Source organism: Embleya sp. NPDC008237 (assembly GCF_042956465.1).
Taxonomy (GTDB): Bacteria; Actinomycetota; Actinomycetes; order Streptomycetales; family Streptomycetaceae; genus Embleya.
In genome coordinates, this window is record NZ_JBIBGL010000011.1 from 22,151 (window position 1) to 37,122 (window position 14,972).

At 70.5% G+C, this 14,972-nt stretch carries 13 protein-coding genes; 5 read left to right on the forward strand and 8 right to left on the reverse strand.

The window, feature by feature from the left end; genetic code table 11:
- Positions 1-90 precede the first annotated feature (90 nt).
- A complete protein-coding gene (locus tag ACFZBU_RS27070) occupies positions 91-2,559 on the forward strand; it encodes a protein kinase (protein WP_391586269.1) in 2,469 nt (822 codons plus the stop codon).
- Positions 2,560-2,816: 257 nt separating this feature from the next.
- Here the strand turns inward: ACFZBU_RS27070 and ACFZBU_RS27075 are convergent, their stop codons facing one another.
- Positions 2,817-3,452: a TetR/AcrR family transcriptional regulator gene (locus ACFZBU_RS27075; RefSeq protein ID WP_391586270.1), complete on the reverse strand. Its 636-nt coding sequence runs from the start codon at positions 3,450-3,452 to the stop codon at positions 2,817-2,819.
- A gap of 197 nt (positions 3,453-3,649) precedes the next feature.
- On the opposite strand from ACFZBU_RS27075, the gene ACFZBU_RS27080 reads away from it, so the two are divergent.
- From ACFZBU_RS27080 to ACFZBU_RS27090, 3 genes are all read left to right on the forward strand, one after another.
- The gene (locus tag ACFZBU_RS27080; protein ID WP_391586271.1) at positions 3,650-4,279 is read left to right on the forward strand and encodes an MSMEG_1061 family FMN-dependent PPOX-type flavoprotein; all 630 of its coding nucleotides are present in this window, start codon (positions 3,650-3,652) and stop codon (positions 4,277-4,279) included.
- A 212-nt stretch (positions 4,280-4,491) separates the two neighbouring features.
- Entirely contained in the window at positions 4,492-5,400 is a 909-nt protein-coding gene (locus ACFZBU_RS27085; RefSeq protein ID WP_391586272.1) for a PDR/VanB family oxidoreductase, read from the forward strand.
- Between the two features lie 273 nt (positions 5,401-5,673).
- Positions 5,674-6,378: a pentapeptide repeat-containing protein gene (locus ACFZBU_RS27090; protein WP_391586273.1), complete on the forward strand. Its 705-nt coding sequence runs from the start codon at positions 5,674-5,676 to the stop codon at positions 6,376-6,378.
- A gap of 101 nt (positions 6,379-6,479) precedes the next feature.
- On the opposite strand, the gene ACFZBU_RS27095 is transcribed toward ACFZBU_RS27090, so the two are convergent.
- From ACFZBU_RS27095 to ACFZBU_RS27125, 7 genes are all read right to left on the reverse strand, one after another.
- Positions 6,480-7,265: an SDR family NAD(P)-dependent oxidoreductase gene (locus ACFZBU_RS27095; protein ID WP_391586274.1), complete on the reverse strand. Its 786-nt coding sequence runs from the start codon at positions 7,263-7,265 to the stop codon at positions 6,480-6,482.
- 204 nt (positions 7,266-7,469) lie between these two features.
- A complete protein-coding gene (locus tag ACFZBU_RS27100) occupies positions 7,470-8,363 on the reverse strand; it encodes a phosphorothioated DNA-binding restriction endonuclease (RefSeq protein WP_391586275.1) in 894 nt (297 codons plus the stop codon).
- Positions 8,364-8,425: 62 nt separating this feature from the next.
- Positions 8,426-9,883: a PLP-dependent aminotransferase family protein gene (locus ACFZBU_RS27105; protein WP_391586276.1), complete on the reverse strand. Its 1,458-nt coding sequence runs from the start codon at positions 9,881-9,883 to the stop codon at positions 8,426-8,428.
- A 35-nt stretch (positions 9,884-9,918) separates the two neighbouring features.
- Positions 9,919-10,515, reverse strand: coding sequence for a GNAT family N-acetyltransferase (locus ACFZBU_RS27110; RefSeq protein ID WP_391586277.1), 597 nt, complete (start codon positions 10,513-10,515; stop codon positions 9,919-9,921).
- Between the two features lie 113 nt (positions 10,516-10,628).
- Positions 10,629-11,480: an NAD-dependent epimerase/dehydratase family protein gene (locus ACFZBU_RS27115; RefSeq protein WP_391586278.1), complete on the reverse strand. Its 852-nt coding sequence runs from the start codon at positions 11,478-11,480 to the stop codon at positions 10,629-10,631.
- Positions 11,481-11,590: 110 nt separating this feature from the next.
- Positions 11,591-12,004 (reverse strand): cupin domain-containing protein, encoded by a 414-nt coding sequence (locus ACFZBU_RS27120; RefSeq protein ID WP_391586560.1) that lies wholly within the window; start codon positions 12,002-12,004, stop codon positions 11,591-11,593.
- 270 nt (positions 12,005-12,274) lie between these two features.
- A complete protein-coding gene (locus ACFZBU_RS27125; protein ID WP_391586279.1) occupies positions 12,275-14,611 on the reverse strand; it encodes a hypothetical protein in 2,337 nt (778 codons plus the stop codon).
- 113 nt (positions 14,612-14,724) lie between these two features.
- Between ACFZBU_RS27125 and ACFZBU_RS27130 the strand changes: the two genes are divergently transcribed.
- On the forward strand, positions 14,725-14,925 hold the full coding sequence (locus tag ACFZBU_RS27130; RefSeq protein WP_391586280.1) for a hypothetical protein: 201 nt from the start codon (positions 14,725-14,727) through the stop codon (positions 14,923-14,925).
- Positions 14,926-14,972 lie beyond the last annotated feature (47 nt).

Below are 14,972 nucleotides of genomic sequence, written 5' to 3' on the forward strand. Positions count from 1 at the left end.
GGCGGTTAGGGGACCTCGGCGCCCTGACGCCCCGGCGGACCGCACGTCGCCGACGGGCGGGAAACGCGGGAGCCTACGGGGGAGCGGGGCATGTGGGGTTTGGGCACGGTGCTGGGCGGCCGGTACACGCTGGCCGAGCGGCTGGGCGGCGGCGCCATGGGCGAGGTGTGGCGGGCGGACGACCGCGTACTCGAACGGCAGGTCGCGGTCAAGCTCCTGCTGCCCGCGCTGCTGGCCGACGTCAAGTTCGCCGAGCGCTTCCGGCGCGAGGCCAAGGTGCTGGCCGCGCTCGACCACCCCGGCATCGTCGACGTGCACGACTACGGCGAGAGCGGGTCGGAGCCGCGCGTCGCGTACATCGTCATGGAACTGGTCGCCGGGCGGACGCTGGACGCGGTCATGGCGGAGGGTGCGGGCGACGGCGGCGGTGCGGTCATGCCCGTCGACCGGGTGCTCGGCATTGTGGTCCAGGCGTTGGACGCGCTGCACGCGGCGCATCTGCGGGGCATCGTGCACCGCGACGTCAAGCCGTCGAACCTGATGATCGGCGCCGACGACCGGGTGACCGTCACCGACTTCGGCATCGCCCGCTCCATGGCCGAGACCAAGCTCACCGCTTCGCACGCGGTGCTCGGCACGGCTCGGTACATCGCTCCGGAACAGGCCCGCGGCAGCGGCGCGGTGCCTGCGTCCGATCAGTACGCGATCGGCGTGCTGTGCTACGAACTCCTCACCGGGGAAGCGTTGTTCTCCGGTGACGCGGTGTTCGAGGTGCTGCTCAAGCACATTCGGGAGCCGGCGCCCGTACTCCCGGCGGCGTTCCCCGAAGCGGTCCGCGCTTTTGTGGCGAAGGCGTTGGCCAAGGAGCCGGAGGAGCGGTACGCCGACGCGGCCGAGATGGCGGCGGTGGCCCGCGCGGCGGCGCGCGAGGCAGTGCGCGGGGTGGCGGCGGGTGGGTCGGAGGCGGCTGTCACGGCGGTGACGGCGGTGACGGTGACCCCCGTCGGGGATGTGGGGGTGGGTGGGGCGGATTCGGGCATCGCGGGTGCGGCGGCTGTCGATGTCGAGACCGGCTTCGGGGCGGCGGCTTCGGGGTTGGGCTCGGGATCGGGCTTGGGGGGTGTGGCTTCCGGGGGCTCGGTTGGTGCGAGTTTGGGTTCGGTTGACGGCGGCTCCTCCGGGCCCGAGCCCGCTTTCGACTCCGGTGGCGGTTCCTCGGCGTCCGAATCCTGCGGCGGCTCCTCCGAGCCCGCGTCCGGGTCCGACTCCGGCGGCGACGGCGGCGGCTCCGTGGGTGCGGTGGCGGGCAACGCGGCTGCCGGGGCCGTGGCCGCAGGCAACGCGGGTGGGGTCGAGCCGGGTTCGGGCAGGACCGACCTTGCGAAGGCGGCGGCGCCCGGCGGTTCGGTGTCGGGAGCAGCGGCGGACGGCGTTCCGAGCGCGCCCGGGGGATCGGCTGCGGCCGCTGCGTCCGTCGCTGCGCACGTTTCGTCGCCCGGCGTACCGGCGTCCGCTTCGGTTCCTGCGACGGATGCCGGATCTACTCCCGCTCCCGCCTCCGGATCCGCTCCCGCCTCCGATTCCGCCGCTGCCGCTGCCGCCGTTGCTTCCGATTCCGTTTCCGCTTCCGCCTCCGAGGCGATCCCCGCCCCGGCGTCCCCTTCGACGCCGCCGGAAGCCACTTCCGCTCCGCGCGACGCAACAACAACGACACCCGCGAACACTCGGGCCTGGAAGCGGCACGGCATAGCCGCCGTCCTGCTGGTCCTGGGCGTCATTGCCGGGGTCGTCGCCACGGTCCTGTTCGTGAAGCCCTTCTCCGGCCGATCCGACGCGGACCGCAACGTGCCGAACGCGCAACCGGCCATAACCGAGAGCCGGACCGCCGGAGGCGCGGCGGCCGATCCCGGACCGGCCTCGGCGCCGCCCTCGACAGCCGCCACCGGCACCCCGAGCACGAACGCGAGTGCAAGCCAACCCCCGGGCACCGCACAGGGCAGTGGCAACGCGGGCGCCCCGGTACCCCCTCCCGGCGGCGCGAACGGCTCCACGTCCGCGGGGGCCGGCGGCTCACCCGGTGGAGGCGGCAGCAATCCCGGCGGCGGCACGCAACCGAAGCCGCCCGCATCCACCTCGCCCCCGGCCCAGAGCGTCCCGCAGGGTTGCGGCGGCGACCGCTGGGGCGCCATCACCAGCGTCGCCGACGGACGCAGGATCGGCCTCGCCGCCGACAGCCCCACCCAGGGCAAGGAGCTGATCATGGGCGGCAACTCCCAGTTCGGCTGGGTGCACTCGGTCTCCACCTGGGACACCTTCAACACCTGCAGCCTGAGCGGCCCCGCCCTCGGCCAGCCGTACGGGAACGCCACACGCCCCGAACTCGCCATCACATTCGGCTACTCGACCAACTGGCGGCTGTCCGACGCCCCCACCTCGGGCGCGGTCTACATCAAGGACTACATGGGCCAGAACTGCCTGACCAACAACGGCCCCGGCAAGGCCCTGTCGGTGGCCGAGTGCACCCCCGGCAACAAGTCCCAGCAATGGCGCATCCCCTGACACCGGCCCGGCCGCACACCGCTTCGCGGTAGCGGGCCCGGAGGAAGTGCCCTCGACCCCGAACCACGGGAACGCGCGGGAGGGCCGGGCCGACGCCCGCGTGGAGGGGCGCACGCGGGCCTGACCTGGGCGACCGAGCATCGCTTGCGCCCGTCCCGCCGGGCCGTCCCGGCCGCGTGCTCACGGCTCCCCGCGTGCTCACGGCCACCGGTGTGCTCAGGGCTCCCGGAGGCCGACGGCCACCCATGTACGCACGGCTACCCGCCCCCGGCCGGCTCGGCGGTGAGGTAGCGGGTGAGCATGGCCACGAGCTCGTTCTCGAACCGGGGGATGTCGATCGGTTCCGGTGCGGCGATGAGTTGGTGCACGACGAGTTCGACCGTCGAGACCACGAGTCGGGCCGCGGTGTGCGTGTCCTCGATGCGGACCTCGGGGTGGCCGTCGAACAGTTCCCGCACGAAGGTGACCCGCACCTGCTCGTGTCGACGGATCTTCTCCAGCAATTCGGGGGATCGGGGCGCCTGTTCGATCATGACCCGCAACAACTGCGAATCCTCGCGGTGGTTCTCGATGGCGATGCGCACGAAGACGCGGATGATCTCCTCGATCGATTCCGGCAGTTCACCGGTCTGGCGGCTGTGGGTGGCGACCATGCCGCTGTCGAGGTGGCGGCTCATCAGCTCGACCAGGATCGCGTCCTTGTTCGGGTAGTACTGATAGAGCGAGCCGATCGAGATCCGGGCCTGTTCGGCGATCCGGTTGGTGGTGCCGGCGGCGTAGCCGTGTTCGGCGAAAACGTGAGCAGCCGCCGTGAGGATGCGCTGCCGGGTGAGCTCGGCCCGGATCTGACGGGGCTGTTTACGTGGTTGAAGCCGGCGTCGGTCCGATGTCATGCCACCTCCTGGTCGACCACGCCAAAAGCGAGTAGCGCGCGAACTGAATAATTGCTCACAATAGTGCCCTGACCTGCCTCGGAGCGAGAAACGACGATCGCAGGAAGGTACGAACGCGCGCCCGCCGCCGGCCCGGCCGGCGGGCCGTTCGCGCCCACCATCGCTCGACTCTGGAGAACCTGCAGAAGGAGCCCTCGATGACGCCTGCCCGCACGCGCCCCCGACGGGTGCCACCGGACGAGGTCCGCGCTCGGCTCGGGGAGCCCGAGGCCATGACCGAGGCCAAGATTCTCGACCGCATCGACGAACACTTTCACCGCTTCATCGCCCATTCCCCATTCCTGGCGCTGGCCACGGCGGACGCGGCGGGCCGCGCCGACTGCTCACCCCGCGGTGACTATCCGGGCTTCGTAAAGGTCCTCGACGAGCACACGCTCGCGATTCCCGACCGGCCCGGCAACAAGATCGCCGACTCCTTCCGCAATCTCGCCGAGAACGACGGCATCGGGCTGCTGTTCCTCATCCCCGGCCTCCGGGAGACGTTGCGAGTCAACGGCCGCGCCTATCCCACCGACGAGCCGGACGTGCTCACCCGCATGCAAATCGAGGGCAAGGAGGCGGAGTTGGCGCTCGTCGTCGAGGTGGCGGAGGCCTACTTCCACTGCGGCCGCGCGCTGATCCGATCCCGGCTGTGGGATCCCGCGAGCCAGGCCCTCGCCGCGGAACTGCCCTCGACGGGTGAGGTCGCCGTAGCCCAACTCGGACTCGACATCGATCCGAACCTGATCGAACAGGGCCTCGAACTCGGCTACCGCAACCTGTACTGACCGAGCGCACCGAGGGGACTTCCCGGGGCCCACGGCAATTTCCCTGGGTGATTTCCGCGGGTGACTCCCCAAGGCGACTTTCCTGGGCAGCTCCCCGAGGCGACCTCCCCAGGCAACTTCCCAAGGCAACTTCCCAAGGCAACTTCCCAAGGTGACTTCCCAAGGTGACTTCCCAAGGTGACTTCCCAAGGCAACTTCCCAAGGTGACTTCCATGCAACAGACCCTGCTCGACCGCGTGGACCGGGTGGCCGACGACGTCGTCTCCCTCGTCCTGCGCGCCACCACAGAGCCGCTCGCCCCCTGGGAGCCGGGCGCGCACCTCGATGTGCTCCTGCCGAACCGCCTGACCCGGCAGTACTCGCTGTGCGGAGACCCGGCCGACCGGGAGAGCTACCGCATCGCGGTACGCCACGAGCCGCTCAGCCGAGGCGGATCGGAGTACATCCACCTCTTCCTACGCTCCGGACGAGCCCTCGAAGTCTCGTTGCCACGAAACCACTTTCCGCTCGTCCCGGCCCCGGAGTACCTGTTCCTCGCCGGCGGCATCGGCATCACCCCCATCCTGCCGATGTTCCGGGCAGCCGTCGAAGCGGGCGTCCCGGCAACACTCGTGTACACCGGCAAGTCACCTGCCACCATGCCCTTCGCCACCGAACTCCGCGCTTCCTACGGCGACCTGGTACACCTCGTCGCCACGCAGGATCGGCGCAGACTCGACCTCGCCACCCTGGCGGCCGACCTGAACCCCCGTGCACTGACCTACTGTTGCGGCCCCGCGTCGATGCTCACCGCAGCCGAGGCCGCGTTCCCCGCCGGCCGCCTGCACGCCGAGCGCTTCCGGCCGGCGGCCCGCACGTTCGCACCCGACACGGCCTTCGAGGCGACATGCGCCCGCTCCGGCCGGACGATTCAGGTCGCCCCGAACGAAACCCTGCTGGACGCCCTGCACCACGCCGGCCACGCCATCCCCTCCGGCTGCCGCGAAGGCGTCTGCGGCAGCTGCGAACTCACCGTCCTCGCCGGCACCCCCGACCACCGCGACGACATCGGCGCCCCACCGGACCGCATATACACCTGCGTCTCCCGAGCCCGTTCCCCCCGCCTCGTCCTGGACCTCTGACCCGATCGGGCCCGGGACCGGTCCATCGCAGATGGGAGGGGCCGAAGAGGTGAAGGCCGGAGAGGCGAAGGCGACGATGGACGCGGCTGGTCCGAACGGCCGTCAAATCCCCTGTAGGACGCAACTTTTGACAGGTTCGGGTGGGTGGGCGGAGCTCTAGCTTTTCCGTGACGCGCCGTCGAGGGCCGCAGTGCGGGCCGCGCCCATTGCGGTGGTGTCCTCCTCATTCGTTGCCGATCACGGATGCGTGATCGCTCGTCAGGAAGGCTCCTCGTGCGCTTGCTTCGCGTACAGCACGGTGTATGGGCGGCGGTAGTCGCCCTGTTCGCGTCCCTCCTCGTGGCGGTGCCGATGGCCGCGACTGCCGGCGCAGCCCCGACCGGCACACCCGCCGGTCCGAACCCGACCCACGTCGCGCTGCTCAAGAGCGGCTGGGCTGCCTGGAACGATTGGCGGCGGCAGAACCCGACCGTCGTGCCCAACCTCGCCTTCGCGGATCTGGCGGGGATCGACCTGGAGTACAGCTCGTTGGCCGGCGTCGACCTGTATGGCGCCGACCTGCACGGAGCCCATCTGCTCGGTGCCGACCTGACGGATGCCCGCCTCGCCGCCGCCGACCTGCGGGGCGCCGACCTTCTCAGCGCGGGCCTCAACCACGCCGACCTCACCAACACCGACGCTCGCGGCGCCAACCTCTCGCACACCGGTCTGCTCGGTGCCAACCTGCGCGGCGCCAACCTCACCGACGCCGACCTCACCCGCTCCGGGCTGGTGGGGGCCGACCTCGTCGGCACCAACCTCACCCGGGCCACCGTCGTCGATGCGGACCTGTCGTACACGAGCATGGTGTTCACCGACTTCAGCGACACCAATCTCTACTACTCGGACCTCAACGGTGCCGTCGTCTACCGCTACATCTCCACCTGGCGCACCAACTGGATGTGCAGGAACCACCCCGTGTGCCATCTGGCCGGCTGAGTCCGCTCGGCACGCCGGGACCACGCCCCGCCGGCCGTGGTCCCGGTGACCCGGACCGCAGCCGCGCAGCTGGACACGATCCCGACAGTTGGCGGTAGCGCTCACTCCCCGTGCAGGGCACGGCGCATGCCCACCCGGCTGCCGAGCATGCCGCCGTCCACGGGGAGGGTCACTCCGGTGATCCAGGCGGCATCCCGGGAGGCCAGAAAGGCCACCGCCGCCGCGATGTCGTCGGGCCGGCCGACCCTGCCGAGCGGATAGTGCGGGGCGGCGGCCTCCAGGGCGGACTCGCGCCCGACCCAGACCTCGGTGTCGACCGTGCCGGGGGCGACCAGGTTGACGCGGACGCCGCGAGATGCCGCGTGACCGGCAAGGGTGCGGGTCAGACTCGCCAGACCCGCCTTTGCCGCGCTGTAGGCGTGGTTGCCGAAATCCTGCTCGGCGTTCACCGAGCCGATGCTGACGATCGCCCCGCGGTGGTCGGGGGCGACGGCGAGGTGCGGGAGGGCGGCGCGGGCACAGCGGTAGGCCCCGGTGAGCGTGATGTCGAGGTCCCGGTGCCAGACCTCGTCCGTCTCGTCCTCGAAAAGCGGCGCGTCCGGGTGACAGGAATAGGCGTTGTTGACGAGTACGTCGAGCGTGCCGAAGCACTGGACCGCATACGCCACGGCCGCCTCGACCGAGCCGCGGTCGCCCACATCGCAGGCCGACGCCTCGGCGGCACCCCCGACCGCCCGGATACCCGCCGCCGCCTTCTCGGCCCGCTCCCCATCCAGGTCGGTCACCAGCACCCGGGCCCCCTCCCCGGCCAACCGACGGCCGACGGCCTCCCCGATGCCCCGCCCCGCACCGGTTATCAGCACGCCGTACCCCTCGAAACGTCTCATGCCGCCTCGCTACCCAACGCCCACCCCCAACAACCGGTCCCACCAACGACGTTCCCCCGACCGCACCACAACCAGGGGCGCCGTCGAACCTGTTCAGGTCGGCAGAGGGCGCGAGATTCGAACCCGTAGGGGTGTGAACCCGAGACGCGGCGTGGAGATGCTTCGATACCCGCCAACGTGGTCGGGCGGTGGCGAACTCCGGGACTACGACGCCATCGCAGGGCGCGACGGTCCATGGAAGACCTGTGTGGCGTGCCAGGACCGGTGGGCCGCGGCTATCGAGGGTGTCCCCGGCTGGGGGCCGAGCAGCGGGCGCCCGGCCAGGGAGACGACCTGGTCCTGTGCTGCCGGGCTATGGCCGACGAATCGCTGCGCGACCATGACTCGGTGTTCGTCGCTGACCCCGAGGACGCCCTTGTCGAAGAGCTTGTGGTGGAGCGAGCACAGGCACAGCGCATTGTCCACCTCGTCGGGTCCGCCGAGCGCCCACCAGTACACGTGCGCGGCCTCCAGACCTACGGGAATCGCGCCGATCCGACCGTCGTAACCGCAGAACGCACACCGGTATTCATAGGCGGTCAGGACCAGTTCGCGCAGCGCCTGGCTTCGCGGCCGGCGTCCCGGAATCAGCGGCTGGGTCTCGGCGTACTCGAGTTCCAGGCCGGTGGCCTCGCACAGCTCCTGATGAAGCGAGGGCGGGAAGTGCAGGTCGAGCAACGTGCGCGCCATCCGACCGAGCAGAGAAGGGTCGCGGCGCAGCGCGGCTCGCAAGTCCGGAGTCAGCCGCCCGGCGGCTCCGGAATCCCGCAGCTCCCGAACGCCGCTCCCGGGGCTCCCGGCCCCACGACGCGTGCGCACCTCCCATACCCCGTCGCTGACCAGGTGGTGGAACGGATACGCGGGCGTGCTCCGGTTGCCCGGTCCGTACTCTGCGAGCAGTCGCTTGAGGTCCGCTTCGATCGCCCTGTAGACAAGCTCCTGATCGGCGTCCTGCTGGTAGCGGCCGAGCGCGTACAGAAGCAGAAGCGGCTTGTGAGGAGCCCGGACACCGTTGTTCGTCCACTGCCTCAGGTTCGCGGCTCGCGCCGGCCAGTCCATGCGCAGGATCATAGGGGCCGTCCGGCGGAACTCCGCTCCGGCCGCACGCGGGGTGTCCCGCTTCATGAAAGCGCAAGGCCAGGATCGACCGTCCAGCAACCCTGCGCGCGCAATCCCTCCGCCTCCAACACTTCGCCGAGTAGGTCCAAAGCCTGTCCCCAGGCGTGCGGCGCCGGTGTGGCGTAGCCCAGGACGAGTGCGGCCGGGGCCGACGCGTCGGGAGGATGGCGGTAACCGGAGGAGTGCAGGCCGTGCAACCGCAGCCCCACGTACTCGCCGGCGGCGATCAGTCGACGTTCGTGCTCGGCGGAGGGCAGAGGCAACAACGCGTGCAGGCCGGCTGCCGCGCCCACGAGCCGCAGCCCGCTGAACGTGCCCACGCAATCGGCGAGTTCGGCGCGCCGTTGCCTGTACGCCGTACGCACACGGCGCACGTGTCGGTCGTAGTTCCCTCGCGCGACCATGTCGGCGAGCGTCAATTGCTCGATCACGGACACGCCGCCGCCACTCTCGCGCATCGCCGCGCACACCGGCGCGCGCAGCGTCGGCGGCACGACGAGCCAGCCCAGACGCAGCCCCGGAGCGAGGGATTTGCTGACGCTGCCGGCGAACACGACCCGCTCGGGATCGAGCGCCTGGAGTGCCCCCACCGGCCTGCCGTCGTAGCGGAACTCGCCGTCGTAGTCGTCCTCGATCAGGAAGCCGTCACAGCGTCCGGCCCAGGCGACGAACTCGGCGCGGCGCGCGGGCGACAGCACGACACCACTGGGGTGTTGGTGCGCGGGCGTAAGCAATGCGGCCCCCGTCTGCGGGGTGAGGTAGGCCGGATCGGCGCCGAACTCGTCCACGCGCAGCGGTACACAGGCCAGACCCGCTGCCGTGAGCAGTTCGCGATGCCGCGCGAGCCCCGGGTCTTCGGTCGCGGCGTGCCTTACCCCCAGGCCGTGCAGTGCGCGTGCCAGCAGGGCGAGTCCGTGAGTGAAGCCCGCGGTGATCACGACCGCGTCCGGGGTGACCCGCGCACCCCTGGCCCGTGCGGCGTACGCAGCCAGGCTCGCGCGCAGGGTCGCCGTCCCCTCGAAGTCGCCGTAGTCGAGGACCCCCGCCTCGACCCGGCTCAGGACCCGGCGGACACTCGTCGTCCACGCGGTACGGGGAAACGACGTGAAGTCGGGTCGACCGGGCCGCAGATCGGCCCGCCAACGACGTTCGGTCGGCGCGGATTCCGCGAGGTGACCGGCGCCGGAGGGTTCGGGAGCGCTCACGTGCGCAACACGCGTGCCGGAGCCCGGCGATCCGGTCAACCAGCCCTCGGCGACGAGTTGGGTGTACGCGCCGACAACCGTGCCGCGGGCCAGCCCCAGGTCCGCGGCCAACGTGCGCGAGCCCGGTAGGCGTGTCCCCGCGGCCAGCCGACCGGACCGCACGGCCTCGCGCAACGCGTCCTCCACGGCGCGACCGGCTCCGACGCCACGTGGCACGAGGTCGATGTGCAGATCGACCCCGGCGACGACGGGCACGGCTCGGACGCCGACGCGCCGGCTCGGCGAGGCTGTCAACGGGGTGCTGAGGAAGCGTCGAAGGCCGGGTGGTGCGGTGATAGGAAGACCGTGGTGCCCGATGCATCGGTGCCGAGTCGGTGCCATCCGGCGCGTTCGTAGAAGCGCACGGCCAGGTCGACGTGCGCGGAAGTCAGCAACCAGCACCTCCCGGCCGGGGCGTCGTCGGTGACCGCCGCCAGCAGCGCTCGGCCCACTCCCGAGCCACGGACGCCCGGGTGCACCGCGAGTTCGTCCACTTCCCGCGCGCCACACAACCACGCCTGTGTACGAGCGGCCCCCACAATCGACTCGACCCGCGTATAGCTGCGAGTGGTCGGGAACACGGCGGGTGTCGTCCAGGCGACGGCGAATCCCACCACCCCGCTGTGATCCTCGGCGACGGCGACGGTGAACCCGTCGCGTTCCTTGTCGGTATCGAGTCGGCGCACATAGCGCTCGGCCGCAGCCTCGTCCTCGTTCCAGGGCTCGGCGGAGAACACCGCCTGGTACACGTCGCGCACGTCCTTCAGGTGCGCGGGCAGGTCGGCGACGAGGATTCGCCGGACCTTGATGTCCGACGGGCGGTCGCGGTTGCGGTCGCGTTCGTTCATTTCTGCCGCACTCTCCGCACTCCTCACTCCTCAATGCTCATCCCTATTGCTCATTGCTCATTCCGTGGACGACTGCCTCGGGCGTGCGTGCCGCCTGACGGGCCGGCGCCGGCCTATATGGTGTCGAACCCGGATCGCCAAGAGAGGTGGGCAGGGGTCCAGTTCAGGTGCTTGCGGGCGAAGTGGTTGTCCGCGCCTCGGGCCCAGTGGGCATGTGGGGCGTGGACGGCTCCGGCAGACGAGGCACCCACCGCTCGGGCGAACGCCGGCACCCACTCGTCGGCAGTCGCCGGCTCGTCGTCGACCACATTGACTACGCCACTCGGCCAGTCCAACGCGGCCACCGCCGCTGCGGCGGCGTCGTCGACGTGCACGAAACTCGACACGTCCCGGCCGACAGGCAGCCGAAGCGCCCGCGCGTCGGCTGCCTTGATCCCGTCGACCGCGAACCAGGTACCCGGGCCGTAGAACAGGCCGTAGCGCAGCACCACCCACTCGGGAAGTTCGCTTGCCGCCCGTTCCAGGGCGATGACGCCATCGACCGTGCCGCGTCGAGGTCCGGTCGCCGCGTCGTCCAGCGGCGTCGTCTCGTCGGCAGGGTCCTCTCCCGCCTCGTACGCCCACGCGATGCTCTGCGCCACGATGCGACGAACTCCCGCGGCGCGGGCGGCATCGACGAGATTGCGAGTACCGACGTCACGCATCCTCGCATTGGCTGCCAGATCGGCCGTGGACAGGTCGGTGAGTTGATGCATCACGACATCGGGCCCGGCCTCGGTCACCACACGGATGAGCGCCTCACGGTCGTAGACGTCCGCGAACGCGACCGCGACGCCCTGTGCTCGCAGACCCGCCGCGGCCTCCGCCCGGCGCGTCAGCGCGGTGACGCGATGCCCTGCGGCGACGAGCGCGGGTACGACCCGCCGGCCGAGAACGCCGGTCGAGCCGGCAACGAAAACATGCATGGGTGGCACTTCGACCTTCGGTCGGGGTCGGCTGAGTGTCGGTGTCGGTGTCGGTGCCGGAGCAGGGCCGGAGCCCGCGTCGGCGTCGGGGCAGTGGACAGGCCTGATGCTCACAAAACCGCTCGCACCGCTCGCACCGCTCGCCGATCTCGCCGCTCGAGCAACTCGCCCTCCTCGACGAGCGTGAGCATGGGCTCGCCGGGCACGCCGACCATGACCACCACGAACCGGCTCCACGCGTCCGCGAGGTTGTTGGCCGCCTGATAGTGGATGACGTCGCCGCCCGGCTCCCAGAACGCCTCACCGGCCCGAATGATCCGCTCGGGCTCGCCTTCCAGCTCGAACACCATCTCGCCTTCGAGCATGTAGCCGAAGACCGGCCCCGAGTGCCTGTGAGGCGGCGTACCCGCGTCGCCGGGCGGCAATTCGACCGTCATCGTCATCACTTCGGCGTCCGTCGGCAGAAGTGGCGGAGTCTGGTGAAGGAGGGTGGTCAATACAGCCCCACCACGCTTTTCGATCATGCCCGAAACGGTAAGCACGAGCCGGCCCAAGCGAGTGGTCCACTCGACCCCGAATCAACTGGACCGGTTGCCCGACGCGACACCCACAAAAACCCCCGCAGCCCCGCCACATGGCCGGCGGCAATCGACACACTCCGTGCCGTCAACGTGCACTTGCCAACGCTGCCCGTCCGACGGCATGGAGAGCGCCCGGATGAGATCGCGATGACAGGACGCTGCTCACCCTGGTCGTGTACCTCAGGCCGGAGCGTCGGCTTCTCCGCCTGCCTGTCATTGATGGTCCGCGCTCCATGGAGCCGAGGGGGATCCATCCGGGTCCAGTCCGTGCTGCCACCTTTCCATGCTGAGTGAGCGGAGATGGCCGGCGTCGGCGGCGTGCCGGTAGAGGGCTTCGACGCCCTCACGGTCCCCGGCCTCTCCCCGCATCCGCGCCAGGTCGCGCAAGACGTAGAAATCGCCGGCATCCGCAGCCTTCAGGGCAACGGTTTCGGCGCTCGCCTTGTCGCCGGCCTCCTCCCGCACCCACGCCATTTGGGCGACGGTGAGGCCGCCGTTGGCGTCCGCGGCCCGCCGGTAGGCAGCTTCGGCACCTTCTCGGTCTCCTTCCTCCTCCCGCATCCGCCCCAGTTCCAACAGGGCGTTGGCATCACCGGCGCCGACGGCTTCCAGGGCGAGAGCTTCGGCGCTCTCCCGGTCCCCGGTCTCCTCTCGCATCACCGACAGGTTGGAGAGGGGGAATGCATCGCCGGCATCGGCGCCCTGCCGGGCATAGGCTTCGGCCCCCTCCCGGTCTCCAGCCCTTTCTCGCATAAACACCAGGTCGGTAAAGGCGTTGGTGTGACCGGCGTCGGCAGCCTGCCGGTAATAGGCTTCGGCACCTTTTGAATCTCCGACCGCTTCCCGCAAACGTGCCAGGCCACGCAGGGCGTCGGCTTCACCGGCATCGGCAGCCTGCCGGTAGAGGGCTTCGGCGTTCTCTCGGTCCCCGACACCCTCCCGCATCTGCCCCAAACGGCGGACGGCGCCGGGATCGCCGGTGTCCGCGGCCCGCCGGTAGAGCGTCTCGGCGGCCTCCCGGTCCCCGGCCCGTTCCCTCTCCCAGCCCAGTTCGATCATGGCGCCGGTGTGGCCGGTTCGGGCAGCTCGGAGGCGGAGGTGGTGGGCCCACTGCAAACGGCCCCTGTCCTTGGCGGCTTCGGCGAGGTTGTTCAGGTCGCCGGACTGGGTGAGGTGGATGTGAGCGGCGTGCCAGAAGGACGCGGGGGGACAGATCAGACGCCGGGCGGTGCGGCCATGCTGTTCGAGGTAGTCGGCGAGCCGGATCATCGGACCCGCGGGTGGGGCCGCAGCAGTGGCTGGTGTCGGACCGATCGGGGGACGCCGTGTGGGCCGGGGATTGGTCCGGCCGAGCGGGGCTTGTTTGCCGTGGACGGGACGGGCGAGGTCGGTGTAGGCCATTTCGACCCAGTCGTCGGTGAGCTGGTTCCAGTCGTGGTCGGCGAGATAGTCGGTGGCAGCGTCGGTAATGAACGCCTGGGGAAGGCGGAGACCCAGCCCGAGACGGCGGGCGTCCATCGCGGCCTCCAGGAGAGCCCGGACAGCCGGGGTGCCTTGCCGGTAGCGGCGCAGGAGTTCCGGGGCACCCGCAAGATCTTGGGCGATCCGCCCGTTGGTGCCGGCGCGGGTAAGAGCCTCCGCCAGCAGCCGGTCACCCTCCTCGGCAAGGGTCGCGGCAGCGCCGAGCGCGTCCTGGTCGAAGGTGTCGGGAACAGTTACTGTGCGGCCGGCCAGCAACTCGCGGACGCGGCTGTGGGGGTCGGGACCGCCGGGTCTGGGCATGGCGGTGTATTGGGCCTCGTACTCGGGCCAGAGGGTTCCCAAGATGAGGACCGGTCCGCGGCTGGGGTCGGTGAGGAGGCTGTGCAGGCCGGCGGCGAGGCGTTCGCCGACCTGCGGATCGCCGAGGTAGTGCTGGGCCTCGTTGAGCCACACCACCGTTTGCGGTGCGACGCGTTCGAGTTCGGCCAGCGCGTCTTCGGCCCGGGTCGGGTCGAACGGATGCCACAGCTTCCATGCCTGGGCCGCGAGCGGTTGGACGGCCTCCCAGCATGCCCTGGTCTTGCCGGTCGAGGACGAGCCAACCAGGACCAGCATTCGGCTCCGACCCATCTCGGCGTCCCCTGCGGTGTCGGCGAGGATCCGGTCGTGAACGCGGTGCACGTAACCGGACAGCATCCGCCTTGACTCTGCGGAGCCGGAGCCGGGGGTGACTCCGGCGGGATGTACCTCCAGATCGTGCGGGTCCCACTCGGCGATCGGCTTTCCCGGGCCTTTCTCCGGTACCGGTGCCGGGGTGGCTTCCTCGGCCGCGGCCCGCTGGAGTGCCAGCAGTTCCTCCACCGGCAGACGCAATGCGGCTCCCAGAGCCGCGACCGTTTCCGCTGAGGGAACCGGCCTCCCGTCCTGGAAGGCGGTGTGGACGGTGGTGCGGCTCAATCTGGCCCGGGCCGCGAGCTGGGTCATGTTCATCCCGGCGAGAACCCGCCCGTAGCGCAACCGCTCGCGCAGTTCCGCGAGAGCGGTTCTGCCGCTGTGCTCCTTGACCACAGGACCCCCAGCTCCGTGTTCACCGGTGTTCGTCTTTGTCCGGCCGAACCATGGTGAACACCGTTCCCGGGAAAGTGAGTTCGCCAAGTCCCGCCCCCTCCTGGGAGATTATCGTGACCCACCTCGCACTCGTTCTCGTCGCCGTTGCTCTCGTTGTTGCGTTCGCGCTGCTTGCCGCAGTAGCTGCGGGCGTGCTCGCCCGTCTCGACGGCGCCACCCGCCCCACTGCTCTCATGCGAGCAGGAACCACCTTCGCCGCCGGCGTCACGCTTGCCGCAGTGGTCACTCAAACGCTCGCCCTCGTCCTCGCGTGAGCCATGGGGCACCGCAGGCCAACGGCCCGGCGGTGTGCGTTCCGCGA

What these genes read in the sequence shown, in the direction of transcription:
- ACFZBU_RS27070 (WP_391586269.1), top strand. Translation starts at nt 91, where the DNA reads ATGTGGGGTTTGGGCACGGTGCTGGGCGGCCGGTACACGCTGGCCGAG.
- ACFZBU_RS27075 (WP_391586270.1), bottom strand. Translation starts at nt 3,452, where the DNA reads ATGACATCGGACCGACGCCGGCTTCAACCACGTAAACAGCCCCGTCAG.
- ACFZBU_RS27080 (WP_391586271.1), top strand. Translation starts at nt 3,650, where the DNA reads ATGACGCCTGCCCGCACGCGCCCCCGACGGGTGCCACCGGACGAGGTC.
- ACFZBU_RS27085 (WP_391586272.1), top strand. Translation starts at nt 4,492, where the DNA reads ATGCAACAGACCCTGCTCGACCGCGTGGACCGGGTGGCCGACGACGTC.
- ACFZBU_RS27095 (WP_391586274.1), bottom strand. Translation starts at nt 7,265, where the DNA reads ATGAGACGTTTCGAGGGGTACGGCGTGCTGATAACCGGTGCGGGGCGG.
- ACFZBU_RS27100 (WP_391586275.1), bottom strand. Translation starts at nt 8,363, where the DNA reads ATGGACTGGCCGGCGCGAGCCGCGAACCTGAGGCAGTGGACGAACAAC.
- ACFZBU_RS27110 (WP_391586277.1), bottom strand. Translation starts at nt 10,515, where the DNA reads ATGAACGAACGCGACCGCAACCGCGACCGCCCGTCGGACATCAAGGTC.
- ACFZBU_RS27115 (WP_391586278.1), bottom strand. Translation starts at nt 11,480, where the DNA reads ATGCATGTTTTCGTTGCCGGCTCGACCGGCGTTCTCGGCCGGCGGGTC.
- ACFZBU_RS27120 (WP_391586560.1), bottom strand. Translation starts at nt 12,004, where the DNA reads ATGATCGAAAAGCGTGGTGGGGCTGTATTGACCACCCTCCTTCACCAG.